Source organism: Microcoleus sp. ARI1-B5 (assembly GCF_036705795.1).
GTDB lineage: Bacteria > Cyanobacteriota > Cyanobacteriia > Cyanobacteriales > Microcoleaceae > Microcoleus.
This window is the reverse complement of record NZ_JAUBVK010000006.1, coordinates 290,198-313,378: the sequence shown is the minus strand read 5'-3', so window position 1 is coordinate 313,378 and position 23,181 is coordinate 290,198. Positions and strand designations below refer to the sequence as shown.

At 47.3% G+C, this 23,181-nt stretch carries 18 protein-coding genes and 1 tRNA gene; 3 read left to right on the top strand and 16 right to left on the bottom strand.

Annotated elements, in window-relative coordinates; all coding sequences use genetic code 11:
• Window positions 1-89: 89 nt before the first annotated feature.
• Together QUB63_RS12840 and QUB63_RS12835 are read left to right on the top strand one after the other, a co-directional pair.
• Window positions 90-1,313 (top strand): HhoA/HhoB/HtrA family serine endopeptidase, encoded by a 1,224-nt coding sequence (locus QUB63_RS12840; protein ID WP_332945557.1) that lies wholly within the window; start codon window positions 90-92, stop codon window positions 1,311-1,313.
• 239 nt (window positions 1,314-1,552) lie between these two features.
• Entirely contained in the window at window positions 1,553-2,425 is an 873-nt protein-coding gene (locus QUB63_RS12835) for an MBL fold metallo-hydrolase (protein WP_332945556.1), read from the top strand.
• Window positions 2,426-2,672: 247 nt separating this feature from the next.
• Here the strand turns inward: QUB63_RS12835 and hcp are convergent, their stop codons facing one another.
• From hcp to acsF, 4 genes are all read right to left on the bottom strand, one after another.
• Entirely contained in the window at window positions 2,673-4,340 is a 1,668-nt protein-coding gene (gene hcp / locus QUB63_RS12830) for a hydroxylamine reductase (protein WP_332945555.1), read from the bottom strand.
• Window positions 4,341-4,376: 36 nt separating this feature from the next.
• Window positions 4,377-5,774, bottom strand: a complete 1,398-nt coding sequence (hemN, locus tag QUB63_RS12825; protein ID WP_332945554.1) for an oxygen-independent coproporphyrinogen III oxidase — start codon at window positions 5,772-5,774, stop codon at window positions 4,377-4,379.
• Between the two features lie 86 nt (window positions 5,775-5,860).
• A complete protein-coding gene (locus QUB63_RS12820) occupies window positions 5,861-6,607 on the bottom strand; it encodes a biliverdin-producing heme oxygenase (protein WP_332945553.1) in 747 nt (248 codons plus the stop codon).
• 11 nt (window positions 6,608-6,618) lie between these two features.
• A complete protein-coding gene (gene acsF / locus QUB63_RS12815) occupies window positions 6,619-7,695 on the bottom strand; it encodes a magnesium-protoporphyrin IX monomethyl ester (oxidative) cyclase (protein ID WP_332945552.1) in 1,077 nt (358 codons plus the stop codon).
• A gap of 187 nt (window positions 7,696-7,882) precedes the next feature.
• Here acsF and QUB63_RS12810 point away from each other — a divergent pair, with 187 nt between their 5' ends.
• Entirely contained in the window at window positions 7,883-8,257 is a 375-nt protein-coding gene (locus tag QUB63_RS12810) for a winged helix-turn-helix transcriptional regulator (RefSeq protein ID WP_332945551.1), read from the top strand.
• A 131-nt stretch (window positions 8,258-8,388) separates the two neighbouring features.
• Here QUB63_RS12810 and QUB63_RS12805 read toward each other — a convergent pair whose 3' ends face one another.
• The 12 genes from QUB63_RS12805 to QUB63_RS12750 all read right to left on the bottom strand — a co-directional run bounded on the left by QUB63_RS12805 (window position 8,389) and on the right by QUB63_RS12750 (window position 22,930).
• Window positions 8,389-10,077, bottom strand: coding sequence for a glycoside hydrolase family 44 protein (locus QUB63_RS12805; protein WP_332945550.1), 1,689 nt, complete (start codon window positions 10,075-10,077; stop codon window positions 8,389-8,391).
• 132 nt (window positions 10,078-10,209) lie between these two features.
• Window positions 10,210-10,692 (bottom strand): type II toxin-antitoxin system HicB family antitoxin, encoded by a 483-nt coding sequence (locus QUB63_RS12800; protein ID WP_332945549.1) that lies wholly within the window; start codon window positions 10,690-10,692, stop codon window positions 10,210-10,212.
• Complete coding sequence (locus QUB63_RS12795; RefSeq protein ID WP_332945548.1) at window positions 10,689-11,102, bottom strand: hypothetical protein; 414 nt, start codon at window positions 11,100-11,102, stop codon at window positions 10,689-10,691. The genes QUB63_RS12800 and QUB63_RS12795 overlap by 4 nt, the downstream gene beginning before the upstream one ends.
• A gap of 59 nt (window positions 11,103-11,161) precedes the next feature.
• Entirely contained in the window at window positions 11,162-11,854 is a 693-nt protein-coding gene (locus QUB63_RS12790) for a GUN4 domain-containing protein (RefSeq protein WP_332945547.1), read from the bottom strand.
• A 220-nt stretch (window positions 11,855-12,074) separates the two neighbouring features.
• Window positions 12,075-12,608 carry a serine/threonine-protein kinase gene (locus tag QUB63_RS12785; RefSeq protein WP_332945545.1) on the bottom strand — a complete coding sequence of 178 codons (534 nt, stop codon included), beginning with the start codon at window positions 12,606-12,608 and terminating at the stop codon, window positions 12,075-12,077.
• Window positions 12,609-13,002: 394 nt separating this feature from the next.
• On the bottom strand, window positions 13,003-15,966 hold the full coding sequence (gcvP, locus tag QUB63_RS12780; protein WP_442921758.1) for an aminomethyl-transferring glycine dehydrogenase: 2,964 nt from the start codon (window positions 15,964-15,966) through the stop codon (window positions 13,003-13,005).
• Window positions 15,967-16,213: 247 nt separating this feature from the next.
• The gene (gcvH, locus tag QUB63_RS12775; RefSeq protein ID WP_332945544.1) at window positions 16,214-16,603 is read right to left on the bottom strand and encodes a glycine cleavage system protein GcvH; all 390 of its coding nucleotides are present in this window, start codon (window positions 16,601-16,603) and stop codon (window positions 16,214-16,216) included.
• A 270-nt stretch (window positions 16,604-16,873) separates the two neighbouring features.
• The gene (gene gcvT / locus QUB63_RS12770; protein ID WP_332945543.1) at window positions 16,874-18,025 is read right to left on the bottom strand and encodes a glycine cleavage system aminomethyltransferase GcvT; all 1,152 of its coding nucleotides are present in this window, start codon (window positions 18,023-18,025) and stop codon (window positions 16,874-16,876) included.
• Window positions 18,026-18,222: 197 nt separating this feature from the next.
• Window positions 18,223-18,295, bottom strand: a tRNA-Ala gene (locus tag QUB63_RS12765).
• Between the two features lie 129 nt (window positions 18,296-18,424).
• Window positions 18,425-19,144: an HAD family hydrolase gene (locus tag QUB63_RS12760; protein ID WP_332945541.1), complete on the bottom strand. Its 720-nt coding sequence runs from the start codon at window positions 19,142-19,144 to the stop codon at window positions 18,425-18,427.
• Window positions 19,145-19,364: 220 nt separating this feature from the next.
• Window positions 19,365-20,264 (bottom strand): class I SAM-dependent methyltransferase, encoded by a 900-nt coding sequence (locus QUB63_RS12755; RefSeq protein ID WP_332945540.1) that lies wholly within the window; start codon window positions 20,262-20,264, stop codon window positions 19,365-19,367.
• 122 nt (window positions 20,265-20,386) lie between these two features.
• On the bottom strand, window positions 20,387-22,930 hold the full coding sequence (locus QUB63_RS12750; RefSeq protein WP_332945539.1) for an ATP-binding protein: 2,544 nt from the start codon (window positions 22,928-22,930) through the stop codon (window positions 20,387-20,389).
• Window positions 22,931-23,181: the final 251 nt, after the last annotated feature.

The following is a 23,181-nucleotide window of genomic DNA, read 5'->3' as shown; positions in this document are numbered from 1 at the left end:
GTTAATTACAGTAGGTGCTAAAAATGCCAAACCATAATTATAACTCTCGCCCATTCTCTCACCAAATTAATACTGTGTCAACCAAAAATATGCCTAATCAAACTCAGCCTTGTAGCCGTTTTTCTTTACCGAAAAAACTTGCTTTTTTATCCCTAATTTTGCTCGGTTCCACAGCAACAGTTGGCTGCAACGCCCTAACTTCCCAAGTTCCTGGAAGTTCTAACGCTATCAAAACTGAGCCTGCAACAGCAGCGCCAATCTCAGCATTGCCTGCAAATATACTGCCCTCTCAAGACTCTAATTTTGTCACTAAAGTAGTGCAGGAAGTCGGCCCTGCAGTGGTGCGGATCAATTCTTCTCGCACGGTGAAGAACGGGGTTCCTGATGAGATCCCCGAGCAATTACGCCGCTTCTTCGGCTCGGAATCTCCCATTCAACCGGGAAGTCGGGTTGAGCGGGGCTCGGGTTCTGGTTTTGTTTTTGGTTCCGACGGCCGCATTTTAACTAACGCTCACGTTGTTGACGGCGCGGATACGGTGACGGTAAAACTGAAGGACGGCCGCGAATTTGCAGGCAAAGTTTTGGGGGTAGATACAGTTACTGATGTGGCTGTTGTTAAAGTTGAAGCTAACAATTTGCCTGTGGTGAGTTTGGGCAAATCTGAAGAGTTACAGCCGGGAGAATGGGCGATCGCGATCGGCAATCCCCTCGGTTTGGACAATACCGTGACTGTGGGCATTATTAGCGCCACAGGCCGTTCTAGCGCCGATGTGGGCGTTCCCGACAAGCGCGTCAGCTTTATTCAAACCGATGCTGCCATCAATCCCGGCAATTCCGGCGGCCCGCTGCTGAACCAGCGCGGTCAAGTTATCGGCATGAATACGGCGATTATTCAAGGCGCCCAAGGACTGGGTTTTGCGATTCCGATCGATCGGGCACAACAAATTGCCAACCAATTAGCAACAACCGGAAAAGCCGAACATCCTTATCTCGGCGTTCGGATGTTGAGCATTACTCCCGAAGTCAAGGCAGAATTTAATAAAAATCCCAACAGCAAATTGAGGCTGACTGAAGATAAAGGCGTGTTAGTTTTAGGAGTTGCGAAAGATTCTCCCGCCGCACAAGCTGGAGTTCGCGTTGCCGACGTGATCAAGAAAATCAACGGTACAGAAGTGACCGATGCTGGCAGCGTACAGCAAATTGTTGAGAAAAGTACAGTAGGCAAGGATATGCAGCTTGAGTTGAGCCGCAGCGGACAACCTGTTACTGTGGCGGTGAAAGCTGGTGCTTTTCCAGCGAATCAAAAGCAGTAGTCCGACAGTCCGGCAGGGGTTTAAACCCCTGCCGAGAGAGCGAAAGTCCTCTTGCATAGGACTGAGAGTAAGTTACTGTCAATAAAAAGTTGAAAAACTTGGTATAAAAAGGGAGTAATTATCAGTCGGTTTTAACCGACTTGTGCTTTGAGACGGGGGTTTAAACCCCCGGCGGGATGTCGGGGATGCTAGTTATACTAAATTACCAAAATTTCTATTTGTGATTAAGAGGTGAAAAAATGGCTCACATCAATTTGCGCCGCCCCGAAAATATCAGCGGTAATTTTTATGTAGACAGTAGCTGCATTGACTGCGATACTTGTCGGTGGATGGCACCGTCCGTATTTACTCAAGCCGGAGAACAGTCTGCGGTTTACCAGCAGCCGACAAACGAAACAGCATCCCTGCGAAGTCTCGCGGCTCTTTTGTCTTGTCCCACAAGTTCGATCGGCACTGTAGAAAAACCCAAAAACATCAAAGAAGTTCAGCAACATTTGCCCGCACTCGTAACAGAAAATGTCTACCACTGCGGCTACCACTCAGAGAAATCCTACGGCGCGGCCAGCTATTTAATTGTCCGCCCCGAAGGAAACATTTTAGTTGATTCTCCCCGTTTTGTACCGCCGCTAGTCAAAAACATAGAAGCAATGGGCGGCATTCGCTATCTGTATTTGACTCACCGCGACGATGTAGCAGACCATCAAAAATACCGCGACCATTTTGGGTGCGATCGCATTCTTGATGCTGAAGAAGTTAACGCGGATACTCGCAGTGTAGAAATTCAATTATCCGGCAGCGAACCGCATCAAATAGCTGATGATTTGTTGATTGTACCTGTTCCAGGTCATACTAAAGGTCACACGGTTTTACTTTATAAGAACAAGTTTTTGTTCAGCGGCGACCATCTCGCCTGGTCGGACTATTTGCAGCAGCTAGTTGGCTTTCGCGAAGTCTGTTGGTATTCTTGGCCGGAACAAATCAAGTCTATGCGAAACTTGGCTAATTACTCGTTTGAATGGGTGTTGCCGGGACACGGCCGGAGGTATAATGCCGATCGAGAAACAATGAGCAATCAAATGCAACAGTGTATTGCTTGGATGCTCGATGCTTAATGCGATCGGGTCTATAATTCCGACTCAGCCAGATTCAGTTGACCTCGGCAGCCTGTGAAAATCCGACTGCCATCTTTAAGAATATGAATCTCCATCCGATCGCTCGCCCCTTCCTATCTCTATTCTCGACCTCTGCGTGAATCAGCGTCAATCCCTTATCATCTGCGGCTCGATAAATTCTCTTTTTTTTACCGCAGATGAGGGCAGATAAACGCAGATAAACGCAGATGAATCCCTCTGAATAGACTTAGCGAATGACTGCTAATGAGCTCAAGCAAGCTGCCAGATCGGCATCAGGGGTGGTAATGGGCTGCAAGTTGTATTGCTCCGACAGAAGCTTGAATACATTGGGAGAAATAAACGCCGGTAATGTCGGCCCTAGCCGAATGTTTTTAATCCCCAAATGCAAGAGAGTTAGCAAGACGGCTACTGCCTTTTGTTCGTACCAGGAAAGAATCATGGAAAGGGGTATATCGTTGACACCTACCTCAAAGGCATTCGCTAGTGCTACAGCAATCTGAATCGCGGAGTAGGCATCGTTACACTGACCGATATCCATCAGGCGGGGCAGACCGTCAATTTCGCCCATTTGTCGATCGAAGAACCGAAACTTGCCGCAAGCTAGGGTTAGCACGACACAATCATCAGGCACTTTTTCTACGAACTCGGTGTAATAATTGCGATCGGGCTTAGCTCCATCACAGCCCCCCACTAGGAAGAAATGGCGGATTTTACCCTGTTTCACAGCGTCAATCACTTGATCTGCCACTCCCAAGACTGTATTGCGGGCAAAACCAACTGTGACTGCCCTGGGGGGTGCATCTTCAGTAAAGCCGGGAAGTGCCAGTGCTTTCTCAATAACTAAAGTAAAATCGGGTGCGCCATTGTCGATCGCACTCAAGTTAATCATGCCGGGATAGCCAACCGGGCCAACGCTAAAGAGTTTATCTTCATAATAGGAATGGGTTGGCATTAAGCAGTTGGTTGTAATGACGATCGCACCGGGGAACTTGGCAAAATCCTTGGTTTGGTTCTGCCAAGCAGTGCCGTAGTGACCGTAGAGATGGGGGTACTGCTGTTTTAGTTTGGGATAGCCGTGGGCTGGTAGAAGTTCGCCGTGGGTGTAAACCGTAATTCCAGTGGCTGCGGTTTGCTTCAGTATGGCTTCGAGTTGTTTGATGTCATGTCCTGAAACCAGAATCGCCTTCCCTTGGCGTGGATTGAGGGGAACAGGCGTGGGAATTGGGTGCCCGTAGGTACTGGTATGTCCGGCATCCAATAGTTCCATAGATCGCAGATTAATGGCTCCCACCTCAAGAGCAAGATTCACCCACTCCTGCAAGCCCAAGGTCTGGTTATCGAGGGCGGTCAGCGCTTCATAAATGAAACGATACACCCGCTCGTCTTCCTGTCCCACTTCGTAGGCGTGGAAGGTGTAGGAGGCAAGACCCTTAACCCCATATAACACTGTGAGTTTGAGCGAGAAAATATCCACATTCGAGGCAGACTGACTCATGAACTGGATGGAAATCAGCTCACCCTGCTCAACCAGGCTCTCCTCAAAGTTGGGTTCAAAGTCGGAAATTGCAGCCCAGGTCGGTGGATTGTCTGTTGCTTGCTGCACTTGAGCCTTGAGGTTGGCGCGATGGTCGATCGCTTCATGGAGATACTCAACAAACCGCTTTTCGGAAAAGTTGACATTCGTCATCGTGGCAAAGATCGCTTCGCAGGTGAAGGCATCCACTGCATGAGTATCAATGCCTAATTCCTTGGCTTTGAGGGCAATCGGAGCCAACCCGCGCAGATAATAAATCAGCAAATCTTGGATCGCATTCACCTGGGGACTTTTTCCACAAGCGCCAAACTGATGGCATCCTTGTCCGCTTGCTGTTTGTTCGCATTGTTCGCAAAACATTGTTTTTTTCCTTGTTTTAATTAGTGTTAAAAACCTTCACACGGATTTGGAAAACCGTTTGCTAGATTCGGGAATGAGATAGGTATCAAACACGGAGGCAACATTGCGAATTAGCAATCGCCCGATCGCAGTTACTTCAATCCCATCGCCCCAACGTTTGATTAACCCATCGGCTTCTAAGGCATCGAGTTTGGGAAGTTCCTCGGCGAAATAGTCATTGAAATCGCGCTCGAAGCCGAGATGGTATTTTTCTTCCAAATCTTGTACCGATAGTTGAAATTGACACATCAATTCCATGATGACCGTGCGCCGAATCATATCTTTCTGACTCAGTTGCACCCCTTGAGCGATCGGTAATTCACCCGCATCGATCGCCTGATAAAAGTCTTTCAATCGCTTGTGGTTTTGGGTATACACATCCTGCAACATACTGATGGAAGTCATGCCAAAGCCCAGCAGATCTGATTCAGGCTTGGTTGTATACCCCTGAAAATTCCGATGGAGTTGACCCGCTTGTTGGGCGATCGCCAATTCATCATTAGGCTTGGCAAAGTGATCCATGCCAATAAACACATAGCCATTTTGCGTTAGTTGGGCGATCGTACTTTGCAGAATTTTCAGCTTTTCGCCAGCAGTCGGCAAAGCAGATTCCGGCATTCGTTTCTGAACCGGTTTGAGCCAGGGGACATAAGCAAAATTAAATACTGCAATGCGATCGGGATTTAATTGCAAGGTCTTCTGTACCGTTTCCTGGAATGTTGCTTGTGTTTGGAAAGGTAAGCCGTAAATTAAATCTACATTGACACTTTCAAACCCAGCTTCCCGCATCCAATCCATCACATCAAACAACATTGCTTCGGGCTGCACCCGATTGATTGCTTCCTGCACGGTGGGATTAAAGTCTTGAATGCCAAAGCTAATCCGATTGAAGCCTAATTGTCGCAGAAATAGAATGTATTCGCGATCGATATAGCGGGGATTAACTTCGATCGATATTTCTGCCGCGTCATCGAACCGAAAATGCCGATTCAACTGGTTCCAGAGAAACTCCACCTGACTCTGGTCAAGATAATTGGGAGTGCCACCACCCCAGTGCAACTGATGCACCAGCCGATCGGCATCCACCAAACGGGCAACTTGGCGAATTTGGCGATCGAGATAGCCTAAATAGGGTTCTACCACCTCCTTGCGCTGGGTGATGATGGTATTGCAGCCGCAGAAATAACAGGGCGTTGCACAAAAGGGGATGTGGCAGTAAAGCGATAAGGGGGTTCGTTTGTGATTGCCGACGGCGATCGCGGTTTTAAATGCGTTGCGATCGAAGTCAGTGCTTAATTCGGTGGCGGGTGGATAGCTGGTATACCGAGGTAAAGGCTGGTTGTATTTATTTAACAATGCAGCATCAAATTCAACCGCTTGTGATAACTGTTTCATGAACCGATTTATCCTGAGTGTTGTTGTGTAGATTTAGAACCCCAACCGGTTTGAGAAATGTCGGGATCTTTGTTTTGTGGAGTTATCTATTTCGCGACGACTTCTCGTTCACCCCTATGAGAGTGGCCTTGTGTGCTGCCGGGCCGATCTTGCCGAGTCAGCAAATCAAAGGTATGTTCTCCGACCGCAGCTTTCACATCAGCTTCTAGTTCGTGCATCACATCTTGGTTGAGCGTAAATGCCGCATTTGCTTCTGTGACAATTCGCTCGATAGTGTCAGCATCCACCGGAAACTCATCCAGGGTTTGGCGATAGCGTTCCTTAAATACTCGCCTTGCTTCCGGTGTGGAGATTTGGTCGAATTCATAGAACTCAGTGCCTTGATTTGATGGCAAAGATAGTGCCGATCGAATCACGTTTTTCAAGCTTTGCCCGCCGGATAAATCACCCATGTAACGAGTGTAAGCATGGGCAATCAGCAGGACTGGATCGGTTGTTGAGAGGGTTTCAATGCGATCGCAATACACGCAACCCCCAGGTGAAGCCGTAATTTGCTGCCGCCAATTTTCACCGTAATAAAACGCTAGATCGCGAGCCAAATTCTCAGCGCGATTTAACTCAGGGAAATAGAGAGCCCCGATAATCGGGTGGCTGACATGGCTCTGCAAAGCCGTTTCTAGGGCGCTGTAGACAAAGTACAAATCGGCAAATAGTTTACGCAAAGGTTCGCGTTCCACAATGCCTTTGATAAAGCATTTCATAAATGCCGTATTTTCGGCTGTGGTGTGGGATTTCATCGTGCCTTCTCGAAGGCGTGTCGATAGATTAGTCATGGCAATATCTCCTAATTAATCACGGTTCTAGACGATTCAGCATTAATCGAGGGCAGTAAATAAAGGCGCAACAACTGCCACACGATCGCAGCAATCCAGGGTAATTTTTGACAAAATTGGATGGCGGGATGGCGCTGGTTGCTAGAGATTTCTGCCAATTTTTGATTGGCGATCGCGCATTGCTCTAACCGTGGGAATAATTCTGGATGGTGGGTATCTAAAATACTGGGAAATGCCCGTTTTGCCGTTTCATTGGTGTGATGAATCACCTGCTTGTTATATTCCTGCGGATCCATCCCGATCGAGTCATAAAATGTGGAGCGTTCCAACACCGTCATTGTGTGGGTGGCAAACACTGTCAGCAGGAAAAAGCGCGCCCAGAGTCTTGCCTTCCAGCTATTCCAAAGCTTAGGCTGCGATCGCAACAATGCCTTAAAGAAATCCCCGTGCCGATTTTCGTCTTGGCACCAATTCTCGAAGTAGCGAAACAGGGGATAAATTTGATGTTCGGGATGTTGTTCGAGATGGCGAAACACCAAAATATAGCGCCAGTAGCCAATTTTTTCCGACAGATAAACTGTATAGATCACCCATTCCGGAGGAAAAAATGTGTAAGTCCGATTTTTTGTTAAATAGCCCAGATCCAAAGATAACCCAAAATCCGTCATCGCCTTATTCAAAAAACCCGCATGACGCGCTTCATCCCGGGCCAGTAAGCTAAAGGCTTCCGATAACAACGGTTGGCGATTCTTAAGTTTGCGGGAAAGTTCTTTGAACAACAGAAAACCAGAAAATTCTGAGGTACAGGAGCGCTCTAAAAAGTCAATAAATGCCTTTCGCGTTTCGCCATCAATGTTGTCCCAGCATTGCTCAAACTCTTGATTGCGGACAAAATGGTGGCGGTTATAGTCGGCGCGCAATTCTGCTACAACTGCTTCTAATTCCGCTTGTTGCCCGGACAGATCCATTTCGGCAACGGCATCAAAATTGGTGGTGTAAAAGCGGGGTGTTAACAGGGTTTCTTGAACAGGTGCTTTAATGCTGGATGGCAGACCAGCAGACTCCGATTTACTAATTGAACTGACCATAGGAGGAGAGTGGATTGTTCGGAATTGATGACTGTGCAACACTATCCCTTAATCCGGGATCGCCCACAAGTCAGTTACCAGTGCTATCCTATAGTTACTTAAAGTAAAGCATAGAAGCCCATAGGACGCTTCAGCCATTTATAAAGAAATATGGAAATTATCCTGAAGGCAAATGTGAAGGGAGTTTATGGTGGAACCCAGTCAGTGCATAGAAATTAAATGTCCGATTCAATTTGTGCTGGATTTGTTGGACAATAAGTGGTCGATTTTGGTCTTACGCGAACTGTTTGGTGGCGCGAAGCGCACCCATGAATTACTCGCAGCGCTTCCGGGAATCAGCACGAAAACCCTGACTCAACGCCTACGAGAGTTGGAATCTCAAGGGTTAGTCGAGCGCCATGTTTACGCCGAAATTCCACCCCGTGTAGAATATTCCCTCACACCCAAAGGTCGGCAAATTCAACCGGTGATGGCAGCGTTACATCAAGTAGGATCGCAGTGGCTGGGACAGGAGAGTTGTATTTGTCCGCTGACACACTCGGATGCTGAGGTTTTCAGTTAAAAGTTACTGAGAAAAAAGAAACCGGGTTTCTGGGAAAAATCGCAGATTCTCAACTAGATATCTACGAAGAAACCCGGTTTCTGGCCTCGAATTGCGTAAATCTTGTAAGTCCTGAATTTGTTTAAGTCTCGCTAAGTTTTCGATTTGGGAATTGCCACCAAGGTGATAGAATTAGCGGGGTAAGTTGCCCGAAAACCGGCAGCGCTGACACCTAAATCGCTCTGACGGACGATCGCCCGCAAATTCGCCTCGCTGTAAGTGTAAACTTGAGCTGTGGCTGCCGGGTTAAATCCTTTCAAACTCAAGTTGCTGCTCAAGTTTTTGGTGGTTTTATTAATAATTACCAGCGTCAAAGCACCGTCACCCGTGCGTTGCGCTCCGTAGATTGACAAAAGCCCCTGGTCTGTGCTGTGCGATCGCACCCAAGTATCGCCATACTTACCGCCTTTTCCGTCGTAATTCATGTAAATTCGGAAGGCATAGGCACCCGGTTCCGAAGACTTCGGAGGCCCCCACAGCGTCGCTAAATCGAGTTGTTCCCGCCCAAAAATCCCCAGGATGTCGGCTTGAGCCAACGCGCCGTTAATCGACTCCAAACCGCCCCAATTGTATTCAGTAATTGCGACTTTTGTACCGGGATAATCTTGCTTTACCCACTCTCGAAACCGGGGAATAATTGTTAGCGGCGGATTCGATTTACCAATCCAACTTTCATCAGTATAAGTGCTGTCCCACAGCGAACGAGTCGATCGCAACCGGGCTGCTTGCGTCTTAGCATCGCCGGCGGGACAATTCGCCAAACACAGGTCATCGACGACAGGATAGTAGTGTTCGTCGAAATAGTCGAGGATGCGAACACCTTTTTGCTGTTCGTAGGCGCGCATTTGCTGCAAGTACCACCGCGCAAACCAGACGCCGCCGTGTTTTTCGCGATCGCCCTTTACTCCCGAATCCACATAAACAGGCCAGCCGAAATCCGACGGCCCGAGTACCAAAGCGGTGGAATCAACCGCTTTTACCATTGACGCATATTGGTAAGTGCGATCGCGCAATTCGTCATAACTTGTCGGTTCTGGATGAACGTCGCGGTGAGTGTTTCCCCAACCGCTTGGTTCGTTGTCCATTTGATAAATTTGTACGCCGCCCGATTCAGCAGTACCGTGGGTTTTAACTAAATGTTGAACCCAAGCTTTTTGAAATGCTGGATCGCTAACAATACTGACATCAAGGCGGTTGTTATCGGTGATTAAAGTGCCGTCGGGACGCTTCCCGTTGCCGCACTTATCGCCTTCGGGAAAAATGTATGGATTCGTTTTTTCTTGCGCGCCGTATTTGGATACTCGAAAGCCGCAGTTCCAGATGCTCAATTTATTTACATAGCCAATTATCGGGATGGTAACGATGCTTTTGCTACCGTTACTGCGGTTGGTTTTAACAATTTTGTCGATCGAATCGCCGGGCACGGGGTTTTTATTGTCGCCGCCGCCGACGAAAAAGAAGTCATCGCCGCTGTTGGAAGAATCGACAAGCCAGTTGTAGCGGCTGGTGTGATTGGCGCCCCAGCGTTCCACCGGAATTCGCAACTCTTTGGCGAGGGCGGGATCTAGGGCATAATCGTTCAATCCGTAGATGTCGGGACTGATGGAATGGCGATCGGCTGTAACATCTACAGACAAAGCTAAACTACTGGTTTGGGCTATACTGTTTTTGATATAAGCTGTTGTTGCGGCGATTGCCAAAGTAGCTATTAAACCCAATAAAAATAGGACAACCCAACGAGGTTTATTTTCGGGAGACTGCCATAAAAATCGTACATTCATTAATTTATGATATAGTGTTTAATAAGGCTTGTTTAAATTCTACTGCACTTGTGTAATAAATTTCAGGATTGTCGATTAAAGCGCGATCGATCGCGGTGGCTAGCGAATCTCTCGCTCTTGTAAATCATCGCGTTACACCTCAACATATTTGTATAAAGTTCTAGCTTCAGGAATAGACGCACCAGATTGACGCAACTCTTCCAAATAAAAAACTATTGCTGCTTTAATTTGCTGTTCTGCTTCTTCGATAGTTGCACCTGTTGCTACGCATCCTGGTAAATCTGGAACATAAGCAGAATAATTGCTTTCTGCTCTCTCAATCGCAATAGCATAACGTATAATTTTGCTTTTAGTATCTGCTTTTGCATCTGTTAGTACAATAGAACCGACCGGGGTCAATTCCCATCTGTCGCGAGGTGAATTGGTTTCTATATCTCGTTTAACCAAACCATCAACAGCCAGTTTTTTCAAGACAACCATCATGTCAGGTTCTCGCGGTACATCTCGGCGGGAAAGTGCATTGGCGAGTTCGTACCAACTCCATTTTCCTTGACCTTTAGCTACTAATTCTAGCAAGACTAATTCAAGCTGAGTTAATTGAGTTAGGTTTTTCATAAAAAGTCCTCTACGCTAGGATGAAATAAAACGCCGAATCCTTCTTTTAGTTTATAATCTTCAAGGGTCGCTGTGTGAGCGTTGTTCCAGAGTTCATAAGCCCGATCCGGGTTGGTTGGTTGTCCTGTTGGATAGCCTAGTTTTTTATACCTTAGATACTCGCGCAACTCGTGAGTATAAAAGCGTAAATCAACAGGATCAGCTACGATGGTTCCTGTAGCTATGCTTCTCAACCGTTCAACCATTTTTAACTCAGCTTCACCAACTGGATTAAATCTGCGAACATGAGCTTCAACTAAGGCAACGCCTTTATCAGTAATTTTAACATTTTGATAAGATAAGTTGAGAATCTTCCCGACAGCTTTTGAGGAATTGAAAGGTCTGCCACTTGTTGCGCCTTTTTCTATCATTTTATTCCAGTGGCTTTAATTGATCTGTAATTAACGAAATCCTGAAACGCTTAGATGTTTTACAGTCTACAAGTCTCGACAAGAGAGAAGAGCGCCACTAGAATTAGCTCCCCACACCAATCAAAACTGCCCACCCAACTCAACCAACCCCAGCCGGGAGGTGTCGGGAGGTTTCCTTCTGGTGCTTTTGTGTTATATTGCCAGCTTTCCCTCCATTCACTATTCACGCGCCAACCTACCCGATCGCCAAACGATTGCCATACTTTCTGATCGTATTCCCTGGTTCCCCCCAGACTTTGATAGATACGCTTCTGCACCGAAAAGCCGAAGTGCCCATTACTGTATTTTACCCAAAGTTTGTCAATAGTACGCAAGTCCTCGCAGGGGAATTTTTCAATATGTTCTACATCCAGGAATCCTTCTTCCTCCCTATCCGCCACCTTCAACATCACTCTTGCCGTTTCCTCATCCGCCTCTTTCCACTTTTTAGCAGCCAATAAATTCCGCAAGTTTGTATAATCCATCCCCACGGCTGAAATCACCCGCGTAGTTTCAGCCGCCGCTGGTTTTGGTGTCAGCAAATCCAACCATTCCTGCACCGACTGCGGGCGATTTGGCGGTTCCAACTCCATCCCTTTCACAATCGCCGCATTCACCCTGTCGCTAATTTTATCATTGTGCTGTTTCGGCGGAGTCAAAGGAATATTTTGCTTCCTAAATTGCGACGGAAACGGTAACTCACCAGTCAACATGACATAAAGCGTTGCTGCTAGGGAATAAACATCAGTATAAGCACCAAGTTCAGCGCGTTTTTATAATAATTCGATGGGTGCGTAACACTCAGTCCCGGAATTGCTATTTGTCCGCAATTTCCCCGGCGCTATCACCTGTCGCGCTAAGCCAAAATCAATCAAAACTGCACCCCCCTGACCCCCCTTATTAAGGGGGGAAGAAGAAATTTTGCCTCCCTGATTAAGGGGGGAAGAAGAGAAGGGGAAATTTTCTCTTACTCCCCCCCTTACCAAGGGGGGGCTGGGGGGGGGTTCTTAGCATAATATTTTGGGGTTTCACATCGAGGTGAGTAAATCCTTGCTTGTGAACAAAACTCAGGGCCCTTCCCACTTGCTTAATAATTGACAAAGCTTTCTCTTCCGACAAAATTCCGTTATATTCGAGATGGCTTGCTAAGTCAATCCCGTCGATTAATTCCATCACCATGCACCACAATTGAAGATTTCCCACCATTTCGGGAAATACTTCGTAAACTTGCACGACGTGGGGATGGCTGCATCGGGCTAAGGATAAAGCTTCGTTGAGAAATTTGGTTTGTAATTCCTGAAAGTTTGGTTTACCTTGAACGTTGGCATTTAGGGTTTTGATGGCGACTACTTTGCCTTCTTTGAGGTTTTGAACGCGGTAGGTGACGCCGAATCCGCCACAGCCGAGGATTTCTTCGATTAGGTATTTGCCTTGGTGCAGTTGTTGTCCGGGCGCCCAGTGCCTCATGGCGGGTATGTGGGGGTGGAGAGGATGGTTTTGATTATAGCTGAGATGGGGAAATTTTGTTTAGGGTTTGAAGTTGAGAAACCGGGTTTTTTCCGAGATTTTGGGCTGCAATCAAGTATAGTCGCAAAAACCCGGTTTCTGGAGGCTTTGGGTGAGGCCCAGAAACCTGGTTTTTTCGGAGTTTTTGGGTTGTAGTGAGGTATTGTCGCAAAAACCCGGTTTCTGGAGGCTTTTGGGTGAGGCCCAGAAACCTGGTTTTTCGGAGTTTTTGGGTTGTAGTGAGGTATTGTCGCAAAAACCCGGTTTCTGGAGGCTTTTGGTTGAGGTTCAGAAACCGGGTTTTTTCCGAGATTTATGTCAAAGTTTTAATTTGGGAAAAAACCCGGTTTCAATCTTAAGTGTAAGCCTCCATTGGTAAGCAAGAACAGACAAAATTACGATCGCCAAACGCATTATCTATCCGGCCCACCGCAGGCCAAAACTTATATTCGCGAGTCCAAGGTGTCGGATAAGCAGCTTGCGCGCGAGAATAAGGACGGTTCCACTCATCAACCATCAGAGATTCTGCGGTATGCGGCGCATTTTTCAACACATTATTTTGCGCGTCCACATTCCCTTGTTCAATCTCCGCAATTTCCCCTCTAATCGCAATCATCGCATCGCAAAAACGGTCTAGTTCCTGCTTCGATTCGCTTTCCGTCGGTTCCACCATTACCGTACCGGCGACCGGCCAAGAAACAGTCGGCGCGTGATAGCCGTAATCCATCAACCGTTTAGCAATATCATCGACTTCGATAGCAGCAGATTTTTTGAGCGATCGCAAATCTAGAATGCACTCGTGCGCTACCAAACCCGATTTCCCTTTGTACAAAACCGGATAATAAGATTCTAACCGATGCGCCATGTAATTAGCATTAAGAATTGCAACTTTTGTCGCCTCAGTTAAACCGACTCCTCCCATCATCCGAATGTACATCCAAGAAATAGTCAAAATGCTCGCACTTCCCCAAGGTGCGGCCGAAACAGCACCAACTGATTCTATCTTACTCCCCCCCTTGGTAAGGGGGGGTTGGGGGGGGTAAGCTCTTAATTCTGCATCAGTAGAAGGCAAAAATTCCACTAAATGAGACATGACTCCAATCGGCCCCATGCCCGGCCCGCCGCCGCCGTGGGGAATGCAGAAAGTTTTGTGCAAATTCAAGTGACAAACATCCGCACCAAAATCACCGGGGCGGCACAATCCAACTTGAGCGTTCATATTTGCGCCGTCCATATAAACTTGTCCGCCACAGTTGTGGACAATCTCGCAAATTTCTTTAATTTCTGACTCAAAAACGCCGTGAGTCGATGGATATGTTACCATCAAAGCAGCCAGTTCATTTTTGTGCTTCTCGGCTTTTTTATGCAAGTCAGTCACATCAATATTTCCCTGAGAATCGCACTCTACAGCAACTACTTTCATCCCCGCCATTACCGCGCTAGCCGGATTTGTACCGTGGGCTGACTGGGGAATTAAACAGATATTGCGGTGAGATTCGCCTCGGTGTTCGTGGTATTGGCGAATAACTAACAAGCCCGCGTATTCGCCTTGGGAACCGGCGTTGGGCTGCAACGAAATTCCCGCAAAACCTGTGATTTCTGCCAGCCACTGTTCTAGTTGCACGAACATCATTTGATAGCCGCGAGTTTGATTGCGGGGTGCAAAGGGATGTATCTTGCCAAATTCCGCCCAAGTCACGGGAACCATCTCGGCTGTTGCATTCAATTTCATTGTGCAGGAGCCCAAGGGAATCATCGATGTATTTAGCGATAAATCCTTAGTTTCCAATCGGTGCAAGTAGCGCAACAGTTCGGTTTCGGAATGGTAGCTGTTGAAAACTGGATGGGTGAGATAACTGGTTGTGCGATCGCAAAAATCAGGTAACATCATATAGGAAGTGAATGCGTCTGCATTCAGCGGAACGCTCAGAGTATTCTCCCCGTCACCCCTGATATAATCCTTCTCCTGTGCAAAAATTTTCCACAATTCTTTGACATCTTCAGCCGTGACAGTTTCATCCAGAGTAATTCCCACGGTTTTTTCATCAAATACCCGCAGATTAATGTGGCGATTTTGAGCCGCTTGTAGAACTTCCGATAGCGGCTTATCTCCCAATTCTACCCGCAGAGTATCGAAGAAAGGTTGAGAACTAATTTTGTATCCAAAGCTGGAAAGGCCCGAGGCTAAAATCGCAGTTAAACTGCGTACTTGTTCGGCAATTTGTTTGAGTCCAGACGGGCCGTGATAAACAGCATACATACTCGCCATCACGGCCAGCAAAACTTGTGCAGTACAAATATTGCTAGTTGCTTTTTCGCGGCGGATGTGCTGTTCGCGGGTTTGCAAAGCCAAACGCAAAGCAGATTTGCCGTTAGCATCTTTAGAAACGCCGACAATTCGTCCCGGAACTTGCCGTTTAAACTCTTCTCTGGTGGCGAAATAGGCTGCGTGGGGCCCTCCGAATCCCATCGGCACTCCGAAGCGCTGGGTGCTTCCTACGGCTATGTCAGCGCCGAATTCGCCTGGGGGTGTGAGGAGGCAAAGACTCAAAATGTCGGCGGCTACTGTGACTAAGGCGCCGGCTTTGTGTGCCGATCGAATAAAATCGGTATAGTCGTAAATTGCGCCGTCGGTGGCCGGGTATTGCAGGAGCGCGCCGAAGATTGTACGATCGAACTCAAAGCTTTGATGGTCGCCGACAATCACATCAATTCCCAGCGGTTTAGCCCGAGTTTGCACCACTTCGATGGTTTGAGGGTGACAATCTTGCGAGACAAAAAACGCTTTTGCTTTATTTTTATTAGCGCCGTAACTCACCGTCATAGCTTCCGCCGCCGCAGTCGCTTCATCCAGCAAGGAAGCGTTGGCAATTTCCAAACCCGTGAGGTCAATTATCATGGTTTGGAAGTTCAGCAAAGCTTCTAATCGCCCTTGGGCAATTTCGGCTTGGTAGGGAGTGTAAGCTGTATACCAGCCGGGATTTTCCAGGATATTCCGCCCGATGACGGGGGGAGTTATGCAGTCGTGATATCCAGTGCCGATGTACGATCGAAATACGTGATTTTTTGCAGCAATTTCTTTCAATTCTGCTAAAGCAGCGTACTCGCTTTTGGCTGCGGGAAGTTGTAGGGGTTGATTCATGCGAATCGCCGCTGGAACCGTTTTGTCAATCAACTCATCGAGGCTGTCCATGCCCAAAACATCGAGCATTTGCTGGATTTCGCTAGGTGTCGGGCCAATGTGTCGCGCCGCAAAACCCTCGATGGGAACAAGGTTTTGCTGCTGGCTGGGTTCAAGTTGCGGGCTGTAGAGTACCAAGGCTGATTCTCCTGAATTGACTTTTTCTTCTTTGTTTGTAACATTTAGTCACAGAAGAAAGAAAGGAAGAAGGAAGTTCGGCAACGAGCAAGGTACGGGATTTAACGGATGTAACCGATGTAGCGGATGCAAGTAGCGGATGTAACGGATGTAACGGATTTAGCGGATTGATGTTGAGGTTCGAGGTTCGAGGGAAGAAGGAAGAGAAAAGATTTTCCCACTCTCCCCCTCTCCCTCTCCCCCTCTCCTATTCCCCTTCCACCATTTGGCGATACTCCTCGACAGACAAAGCATCATCGGCGTCGCTGGCGTTGTCAACGCGCACTTTCAGCAGCCACCCAGCGCCATAGGGGTCTTCCGCCAAATTTTCGGGAGACTCTATAATGTCATCATTGCGTTCTACGACTGTACCGGTAACAGGCGCTTTCAAATCTTCAACGGCTTTCACTGACTCAACTGTACCGAAAGCTTCGCCCTTTTCCAATCCTGCACCGACTTCAGGCAAATCTAGAAACACGATATCGCCGAGTTGGTCAACTGCAAAGGCGCTAATGCCGATAGTGGCTATTTCCCCTTCGAGTCGGATGTATTCGTGAGTGTCTAGGTATTTCAGGTCATCGGGATATGTTAGTGTCATGTCAATTCCTCGCCGTAAAAAAGCATCAGTTAAATCTTATTAAACTATGGGCATTTAGTATGTGAAACTCGTAGGGTGCGTCAGCCCGCGATTTTCTCGATTGTCAGCGCAGATAATTTAAGCTAATGCACCCTACAAAATTCTTTAGATACCGGCAGAGGACGCTCAGTCCGATGCTGCAAACCCTAAACATTAAGTTTGAGCGTTCGGACTGAGCGTCCTTCTTTAGATACCGGCAGAGGACGCTCAGTCCGATGCTGCGAACCTGATTTAATTTGGGCGGTTGGAAGAGCGATAAAAGGGTTTTTTTACCACACTAGCCGGATAGTTTTTCCCGCGAATTTCGACTTCTAACTGCTGGCCTATTTTAGCTAATTTTGCCGGAACAACCGCGAGGGCAACTGCCCGATTCAAAGTAGGCGATAATGTACCGCTAGTAACTTCTCCTACTGTTTTGGTGTCAAATATTACCGGATAGCCGTGGCGCGCAATGTGCCGCCCCTGCATTTCCAACCCTACCAACCGTTTCGATACTCCCGTGGCTTTCTGCTGTTCCAAAACCTCGCGCCCAATAAAATCGCCTTTGCTATCGAGGTGAACTACCCAACCCAATCCAGCCTCTAAAGGCGTGATATTGTCGTCGATATCTTGACCGTAAAGTGCCATTGCTGCTTCTAAACGCAAGGTATCTCTCGCACCCAAACCGCAGGGTACAACGCCAGCATCTAGGAATTTTTGCCAGACTTTTTTTCCGGTTTCTATATCCACCATAATTTCAAAGCCATCCTCGCCGGTGTAACCTGTTCTGGCGATAAAACTCGGCTGTCCCAACAAGTTTGTTTCTAAGTGTCCGAATGCTTTAATTGGTGCGAGGTTGTCTTCGACAAAAGGCTGGAGGTATTTAACAGCTTCCGGCCCTTGAATTGCAATTAAAACTTTGTCTTCGGAGATGTCGGTAAAAGTAAGTCCGCTCAAGTCTAAGCGGGCGGCTATCCAGGCTTTGTCTGCGATGCGAGTGGCGGCGTTGACAATGATTGCTGCACGTTCTTCGCCAGTGCTGGCGTCTGGTTCTTGGCAGTAGAAAATAATGTCGTCTAAGATGCAGCCTTTGTCATTTAGCAAGACTGTATATTGAGCTTGACCTGGTTGCAAGCGGCTCAAGTCTGAGGGTACTAAGCGTTGAAATTTTTCTATTACTTGTTTCCCTATCAAACAAAATTTTCCCATGTGGGAAATGTCGAACATTCCTGCTTGCTGGCGTACTGCTTGGTGTTCGCTGCTGATGCCTGCATACTGCACTGCCATCTCCCACCCGGAAAAGGGCACCATCCGACCTTTGAGCTGTAATGATAGTTCGTACAGAGGCGATCGCGCAAGCTGGCTCGGCCTCTCTGGATTGTTGGGTTCAGTTGACTTTGCCACAGGTAGCGCTTTGGTTGCGGGTAGACTCTGTTTTGATTTTACGGGAAAATTGGTTTTCGTGGTGTGGGCGCGATCGAACTTCTGGACACGGCGGTATCGTTTTGGTATCAATTAGGACACGGCAATGCCGTTTCCCTAGGAGACACTGCGCTGAGCACACGGCAATGCCGTTTCCCTACGAATATTACTCTTGTTTATGGAGAATAGCGGACTCGAACCGCTGGCCTCTGCGGTGCGATCGCAGCGCTCTACCAACTGAGCTAATTCCCCTGATTGACTTTTAATTTAGCATTTTAGATGCCCGATTGCCGAATCTCAAAGGCTTACAGGTCGCATTTCTATTGACTTTGGCAGACAGTCAACTACGTTAGCACGTAACTGCTAAAAACGTCAAGTGTTTTATGCTGCTGGTGGAGTCGGGGCGCAGCAGCAAAGTTGGGCCACTCTGTCCAACTCTAAATCAGCAAAATAGTCCACCGTCCAATTAGCTTGGCGCTGGATCATGTGAAACGGGTAAGTGTGAGTCACTCCCGCTACCTGAATCCCCGCTTTTTTCGCCGCTTCTATCCCTGCAAAAGTATCTTCTAATGCCAAACACTCGATCGGTTGCAGCTTAAAATCGGGATATTTCTGGTTGAGTCGCTCTACTGCTAACAAATAGCCGTCGGGTTCTGGTTTGCTCGCCGCCAAGTCGTCGCCTGCGACAATTAATTCAAAGTTTGCAGCCAAACCCGATCGATCTAACACCAATTCTATATCCGATCGCATTGCCCCGCTCACTACCGCCATTTTCAGTCCGGAAACCCGAATTTTGTCAATAAATTCTGCCAAACCCGGATAAATTGGCAATGTTTTCAAACTATTTATTTCTTCCTGATAAGCTTGGGCCTTGCCAAGCAGCAAGCGATCGAGGTATGTTTCTGTCAGATATCGTCCCCGGCGCTCGAGCAGTTCGGTAATGCCAGCGCGATCGCTCTTTCCCAAACAAACTTCTCGAAACTCCCCGCGTTTGAGCTGGAGATTTTGATCGAGCATCAGTCGATCGATTATTTTCTCGTGAATCTGCTCGTCATTAATAATAACGCCATTAAAATCAAATAAAACTGCTTTTAGAGTCATTAGTCATTAGTTATTAGTCATTGGTAATCGGGAAAAAGGTAATCGGTAATCGGGAAAAAGGTAATCGGGAAAAAGGTAATTGAATACCAACTGTCACAGGTCAACTGTCAACCTGTATGCTGTCACAGGTCAACTATCAACTATCAACTATCAACTGTCCACTGTCCACTGTCAACTATCAACTGTCAACTATCAACTGTCAACTATCAACTGTCCACTGTCAACTGTAAGCTGGAATGCCCGGTAAATCGCCATCAAAATCAGGAGCCAAATCGATCGGATTCCACACCTTCGCCGCCCGCACCGGCTCCAAATCTTCCCCAGGAAGAGGTTTCACGCCCTGCGTCACCTGATGCACCCACCAGTGTTCCTGAGTTTGCACCGCCGCGAATCCAGCAGCCCCCGCCCAAGCATCAATACTACCAGCGGCGTAAGACTTAATATAAGGCTCTTCAAAGATATCAGTCAGCCACTGTGTCTGCCGCAAAGTTTTTTGATTTCCGTCCAAAATTGCCACTTGTCCCCCAACCTTCAGCAGTCGGAAGCTTTCTCGCAAAATTGCCCGCGATACCGCAGGCGGCGTCTCGTGAAACAGCAAGGAAGCTGCGACTAAATCGAAGCTGGCGCCAGCAAAAGCCACGCTTTCGGCATTTCCGTGCAACCACTCGATATTTAAGCCGGCTTTTTGTGCTTTCATGGAGGCGACTACCAGCATATAAGGCGACAAGTCCAAGCCGACAACTTCCGCTTGGGGAAAGGCTTGTTTGAGCATCAGCGTTGTCGAACCGGTGCCGCATCCCAAATCGATGATTCGGCGCGGTTTCACCCGCACAGCGTCAATTAAGCCTTGTCTGACGACTGTTTCGTGGGGAGGCAAAACGTATTGCGTGATTGGATCGTAGGAAACCGCTGCACTGGGGTTGAGGTAGCCGCCTTTGATGCCGTGAAAGTTTTGGCTGCTGTAATATTCGGGATAAACTAGGTTGGGTTGTCGGTAGCGATCGCCCGCTGTTTCCCAGTCGATACCTTCGTAGAGTCGTTTCAGTGCTTCGGAGTCGATCGCCAGTCGAATCAGGGGCGACAAAAAGCGATCGAAAATTGTATCCTTGCCAACAGCCATAAAACTCCTTTCACAAAAACTCTTTTTATTTTAGCCAACGCCAGTCATGCGATTTTAGATTTTCGATTTTCGCATTGAAGATTGGCGTTTTCCTCCCGTACCTTGCTTGTTGCTGAACCTGTTTAGATTTGAGATTTTAGATTGGCGTTTACCTCCGTTTCACTCATCCGTTGCCTTGCTTCCCTCTTCCTGCTGGCTTCGGGCTGCTCGTTACTAATGGGAATTTTTACCAAAAACTCCGTACCGCCGCCCGAAGGTTTAGAAATTTTGATGCTGCCGCCGTGTCCGTCCACTACAATTTTGTAGCTAATTGCCAATCCCAAACCTGTGCCTTGGCCCACGGGTTTGGTAGTAAAAAACGGGTTAAAAATTTGGTCTTTAATGCTGTCGGGAATGCCCGGGCCGTTGTCGGCGATCGCCACTTTCAGAAATTTCCCGCCCTTTTCGCGAACGACTCCCGTGGAAATAGTAATGATTTTGTCCAGGCGATCGATCTCGTTCAAGGCATCCATCGCATTGCTCAGCAAGTTCATAAACACCTGATTTAGCTGAGACGGATAGCACTCGACTGAAGGCACTTTTCCGTATTTCTTGACTATATAAATTCCATTTTTGATGCGGTTGGAGAGCAGCAGCAAGGTATTTTCCATACCTTCGTGAATGTCCGCCAGCTTTTTGTCAGATTCATCGAGGCGAGAAAAGTTGCGCAAAGAAAGAACTATGCTGCGAATGCGTTCGGTTCCTATTTTCATAGAATTCAATATGTGCGGCAAATCTTCCTCGATAAATTCCAGCTCGATTGCTTCGGCAAAATCTTCGATTTCCGGGGGAACTTCAGGGAACGTTTGTTTGTACAAACTCACCAAGTCTAATAAATCTTTAGTATATTTGGTGGTGTGAGGCAAATTAGCCGAAATGAAGTTGACCGGGTTGTTGATTTCGTGCGCTATCCCCGCAACCATTTGACCCAGGGATGACATTTTTTCGCTCTGCACTAAATGAGTTTGAGTTTTTTTGAGTTCATTTAAGGCGCTATTCAGCAGTTTTACTTGGTCTTGGGTTTGACTGTAAAGGTGAGATTGAGTAATGGCGATCGCCAATTGGTCTGCCACAGCTTTTAACAGTTGGACTTCCTCCCCGCTCCAAAACCAATGAGTAGAATGACTGCAAATTAAATAACCCTGCGGCTGCTTTTGAGTCTGGACAGGCACGGCTAAATAACTATTAGCTTTAAGTTCGAGCGGTTGACTTGCACCGTCAGCCCAAGTCTCACTCGAAAGAATAATTGGCTCGCTTTGGTCGCTGCGCACTGACAAATTTTCGACAAAGTAAGGCTCAAACTTTATGGCTTCTTTCGGACAATCAGATTCGCAACATTCCCACAGGATTCGCAAGATTTTGTTTTGCGGTTCGTACCAACCAAAAGCCGCCCGTTCTAGATGCAGCAAATTTACTATTTCTTCGACTGTACTTTGGACGATTTGGTCTAATTCTAAGGAAGCCTGAATGCGTCCGGCAATGCGGTTGAGCATGGCTTCTCGCTCGGCTTGAGCGCGATTGTTTTCGGAGGAGTAAATTAGCCAAATTGCTGCTAGCATTGCCGGGCCGAGCAGTCCAGCGACGACGGATGCCAGCAAATTTAATGCTTGCAGTTGGGATTCAATATTTTCGCGGGGAATTACTAAAGCCATCGACCAGTTAACTTCGTTGAGGGGAGCGTAGGCCACATACACCCATTTGTTATCTATTTTTACCAGTTCGATGTTTGTCTGGCGGCTGGTCATAGGGCGCGCAATTGTGAATAGTCCTGGGTCTTGTGAGTTTAAAAAACTTGGGGCTGGCCGGTCGATAGTTCCTGTTAATTTATTGTTGGGATGAACAATTGGCACTCCTTCTGAATTAAGCACAAAAGCATAACTGTCTGAACCGTAATGCAAGCTGTTAGCTACAGAGGCTACTCGGTCTACTTTAATGCTGCCTGCAAGGACTCCAATTACTTTATTGGGAGTGGGAGGCAATGCCCAAATTGGAGATGCAATTATGATTGTAGAAAGCTTGGTGCTGCGTCCTATCAGCGGGTCGGAAACGTTGACGTTTCCGTCCATTGCCTTTTGAAAGTGTTTGCGGTCTTTGCTGTTCGTGGTAGTGCCTAAAGTGTTCTGCACTGAGCCATCGGCTTGAACTAATGACAATACGAAATACTCTTTTAACCTGTATGTTTCTCCTTGCAAAATTGGTTCTACTAATTTCCAGTTGAGAGTGCGAACCGTAGGAGAGTAAGCGATGGTTTCTATTTCTGCTTTGCGACTGCTCAGCCAGAAATCGATTTCTTCACTGCCTTTTTCTAATTTTAATAGTGCTACTTCCTTTAAATTGTCGAGGATTAGTCCGCGCACAACAAAATAGCTGATGCAAGCAGTTGTGCTAATGGTTAAAGCCGTGCTGCCCAGAATTAGCAGGGTCAGCAAATGGCGGCGCTGCCGTCTGTGCTGCCAAAGACTGTGCGCTTGCTGCCACCGCAATTGAGCAGAATTACTGATGTTTTGCCACAAGCGGCGCAGCTTTTTTGTTTGGTGGGGCGGCTGCGCAGACACAGCTTTGGCTTGATTTGCTGGGTTTTGCATCATCAAATGTTCTCGTCGAGAGTCTAATTGATCAAACGGCATTTGTTATTCGCGATCCGGCAGAATTAATCGCGCCAATAGTGAGGGTTTGAGTCCTCCTTGGTGAGACCAATCAGGACTCAAACCATTTTCGATGTTCGATTTGCGCATTGAAGATTAAAGAATTAGTAATTGCTGATGAATATCGTGGTTTTGAATTGGGCGACAGTTGCATTTTTGTTGAGAAATCCTGTTGAATTCCTGACGGGAAATCATGTTTTTTTCGCGGGCGCGAGATCCTTCCGTTTTTGCAT

Coding starts and splice junctions, on each gene's coding strand:
- QUB63_RS12840 (WP_332945557.1), top strand. CDS start 90: ATGCCTAATCAAACTCAGCCTTGTAGCCGTTTTTCTTTACCGAAAAAA.
- QUB63_RS12835 (WP_332945556.1), top strand. CDS start 1,553: ATGGCTCACATCAATTTGCGCCGCCCCGAAAATATCAGCGGTAATTTT.
- hcp (WP_332945555.1), bottom strand. CDS start 4,340: ATGTTTTGCGAACAATGCGAACAAACAGCAAGCGGACAAGGATGCCAT.
- hemN (WP_332945554.1), bottom strand. CDS start 5,774: ATGAAACAGTTATCACAAGCGGTTGAATTTGATGCTGCATTGTTAAAT.
- QUB63_RS12820 (WP_332945553.1), bottom strand. CDS start 6,607: ATGACTAATCTATCGACACGCCTTCGAGAAGGCACGATGAAATCCCAC.
- acsF (WP_332945552.1), bottom strand. CDS start 7,695: ATGGTCAGTTCAATTAGTAAATCGGAGTCTGCTGGTCTGCCATCCAGC.
- QUB63_RS12810 (WP_332945551.1), top strand. CDS start 7,883: ATGGTGGAACCCAGTCAGTGCATAGAAATTAAATGTCCGATTCAATTT.
- QUB63_RS12805 (WP_332945550.1), bottom strand. CDS start 10,077: ATGAATGTACGATTTTTATGGCAGTCTCCCGAAAATAAACCTCGTTGG.
- QUB63_RS12800 (WP_332945549.1), bottom strand. CDS start 10,692: ATGAAAAACCTAACTCAATTAACTCAGCTTGAATTAGTCTTGCTAGAA.
- QUB63_RS12795 (WP_332945548.1), bottom strand. CDS start 11,102: ATGATAGAAAAAGGCGCAACAAGTGGCAGACCTTTCAATTCCTCAAAA.
- QUB63_RS12790 (WP_332945547.1), bottom strand. CDS start 11,854: ATGTTGACTGGTGAGTTACCGTTTCCGTCGCAATTTAGGAAGCAAAAT.
- QUB63_RS12785 (WP_332945545.1), bottom strand. CDS start 12,608: ATGAGGCACTGGGCGCCCGGACAACAACTGCACCAAGGCAAATACCTA.
- gcvH (WP_332945544.1), bottom strand. CDS start 16,603: ATGACACTAACATATCCCGATGACCTGAAATACCTAGACACTCACGAA.
- QUB63_RS12760 (WP_332945541.1), bottom strand. CDS start 19,144: ATGACTCTAAAAGCAGTTTTATTTGATTTTAATGGCGTTATTATTAAT.
- QUB63_RS12755 (WP_332945540.1), bottom strand. CDS start 20,264: ATGGCTGTTGGCAAGGATACAATTTTCGATCGCTTTTTGTCGCCCCTG.
- QUB63_RS12750 (WP_332945539.1), bottom strand. CDS start 22,930: ATGCCGTTTGATCAATTAGACTCTCGACGAGAACATTTGATGATGCAA.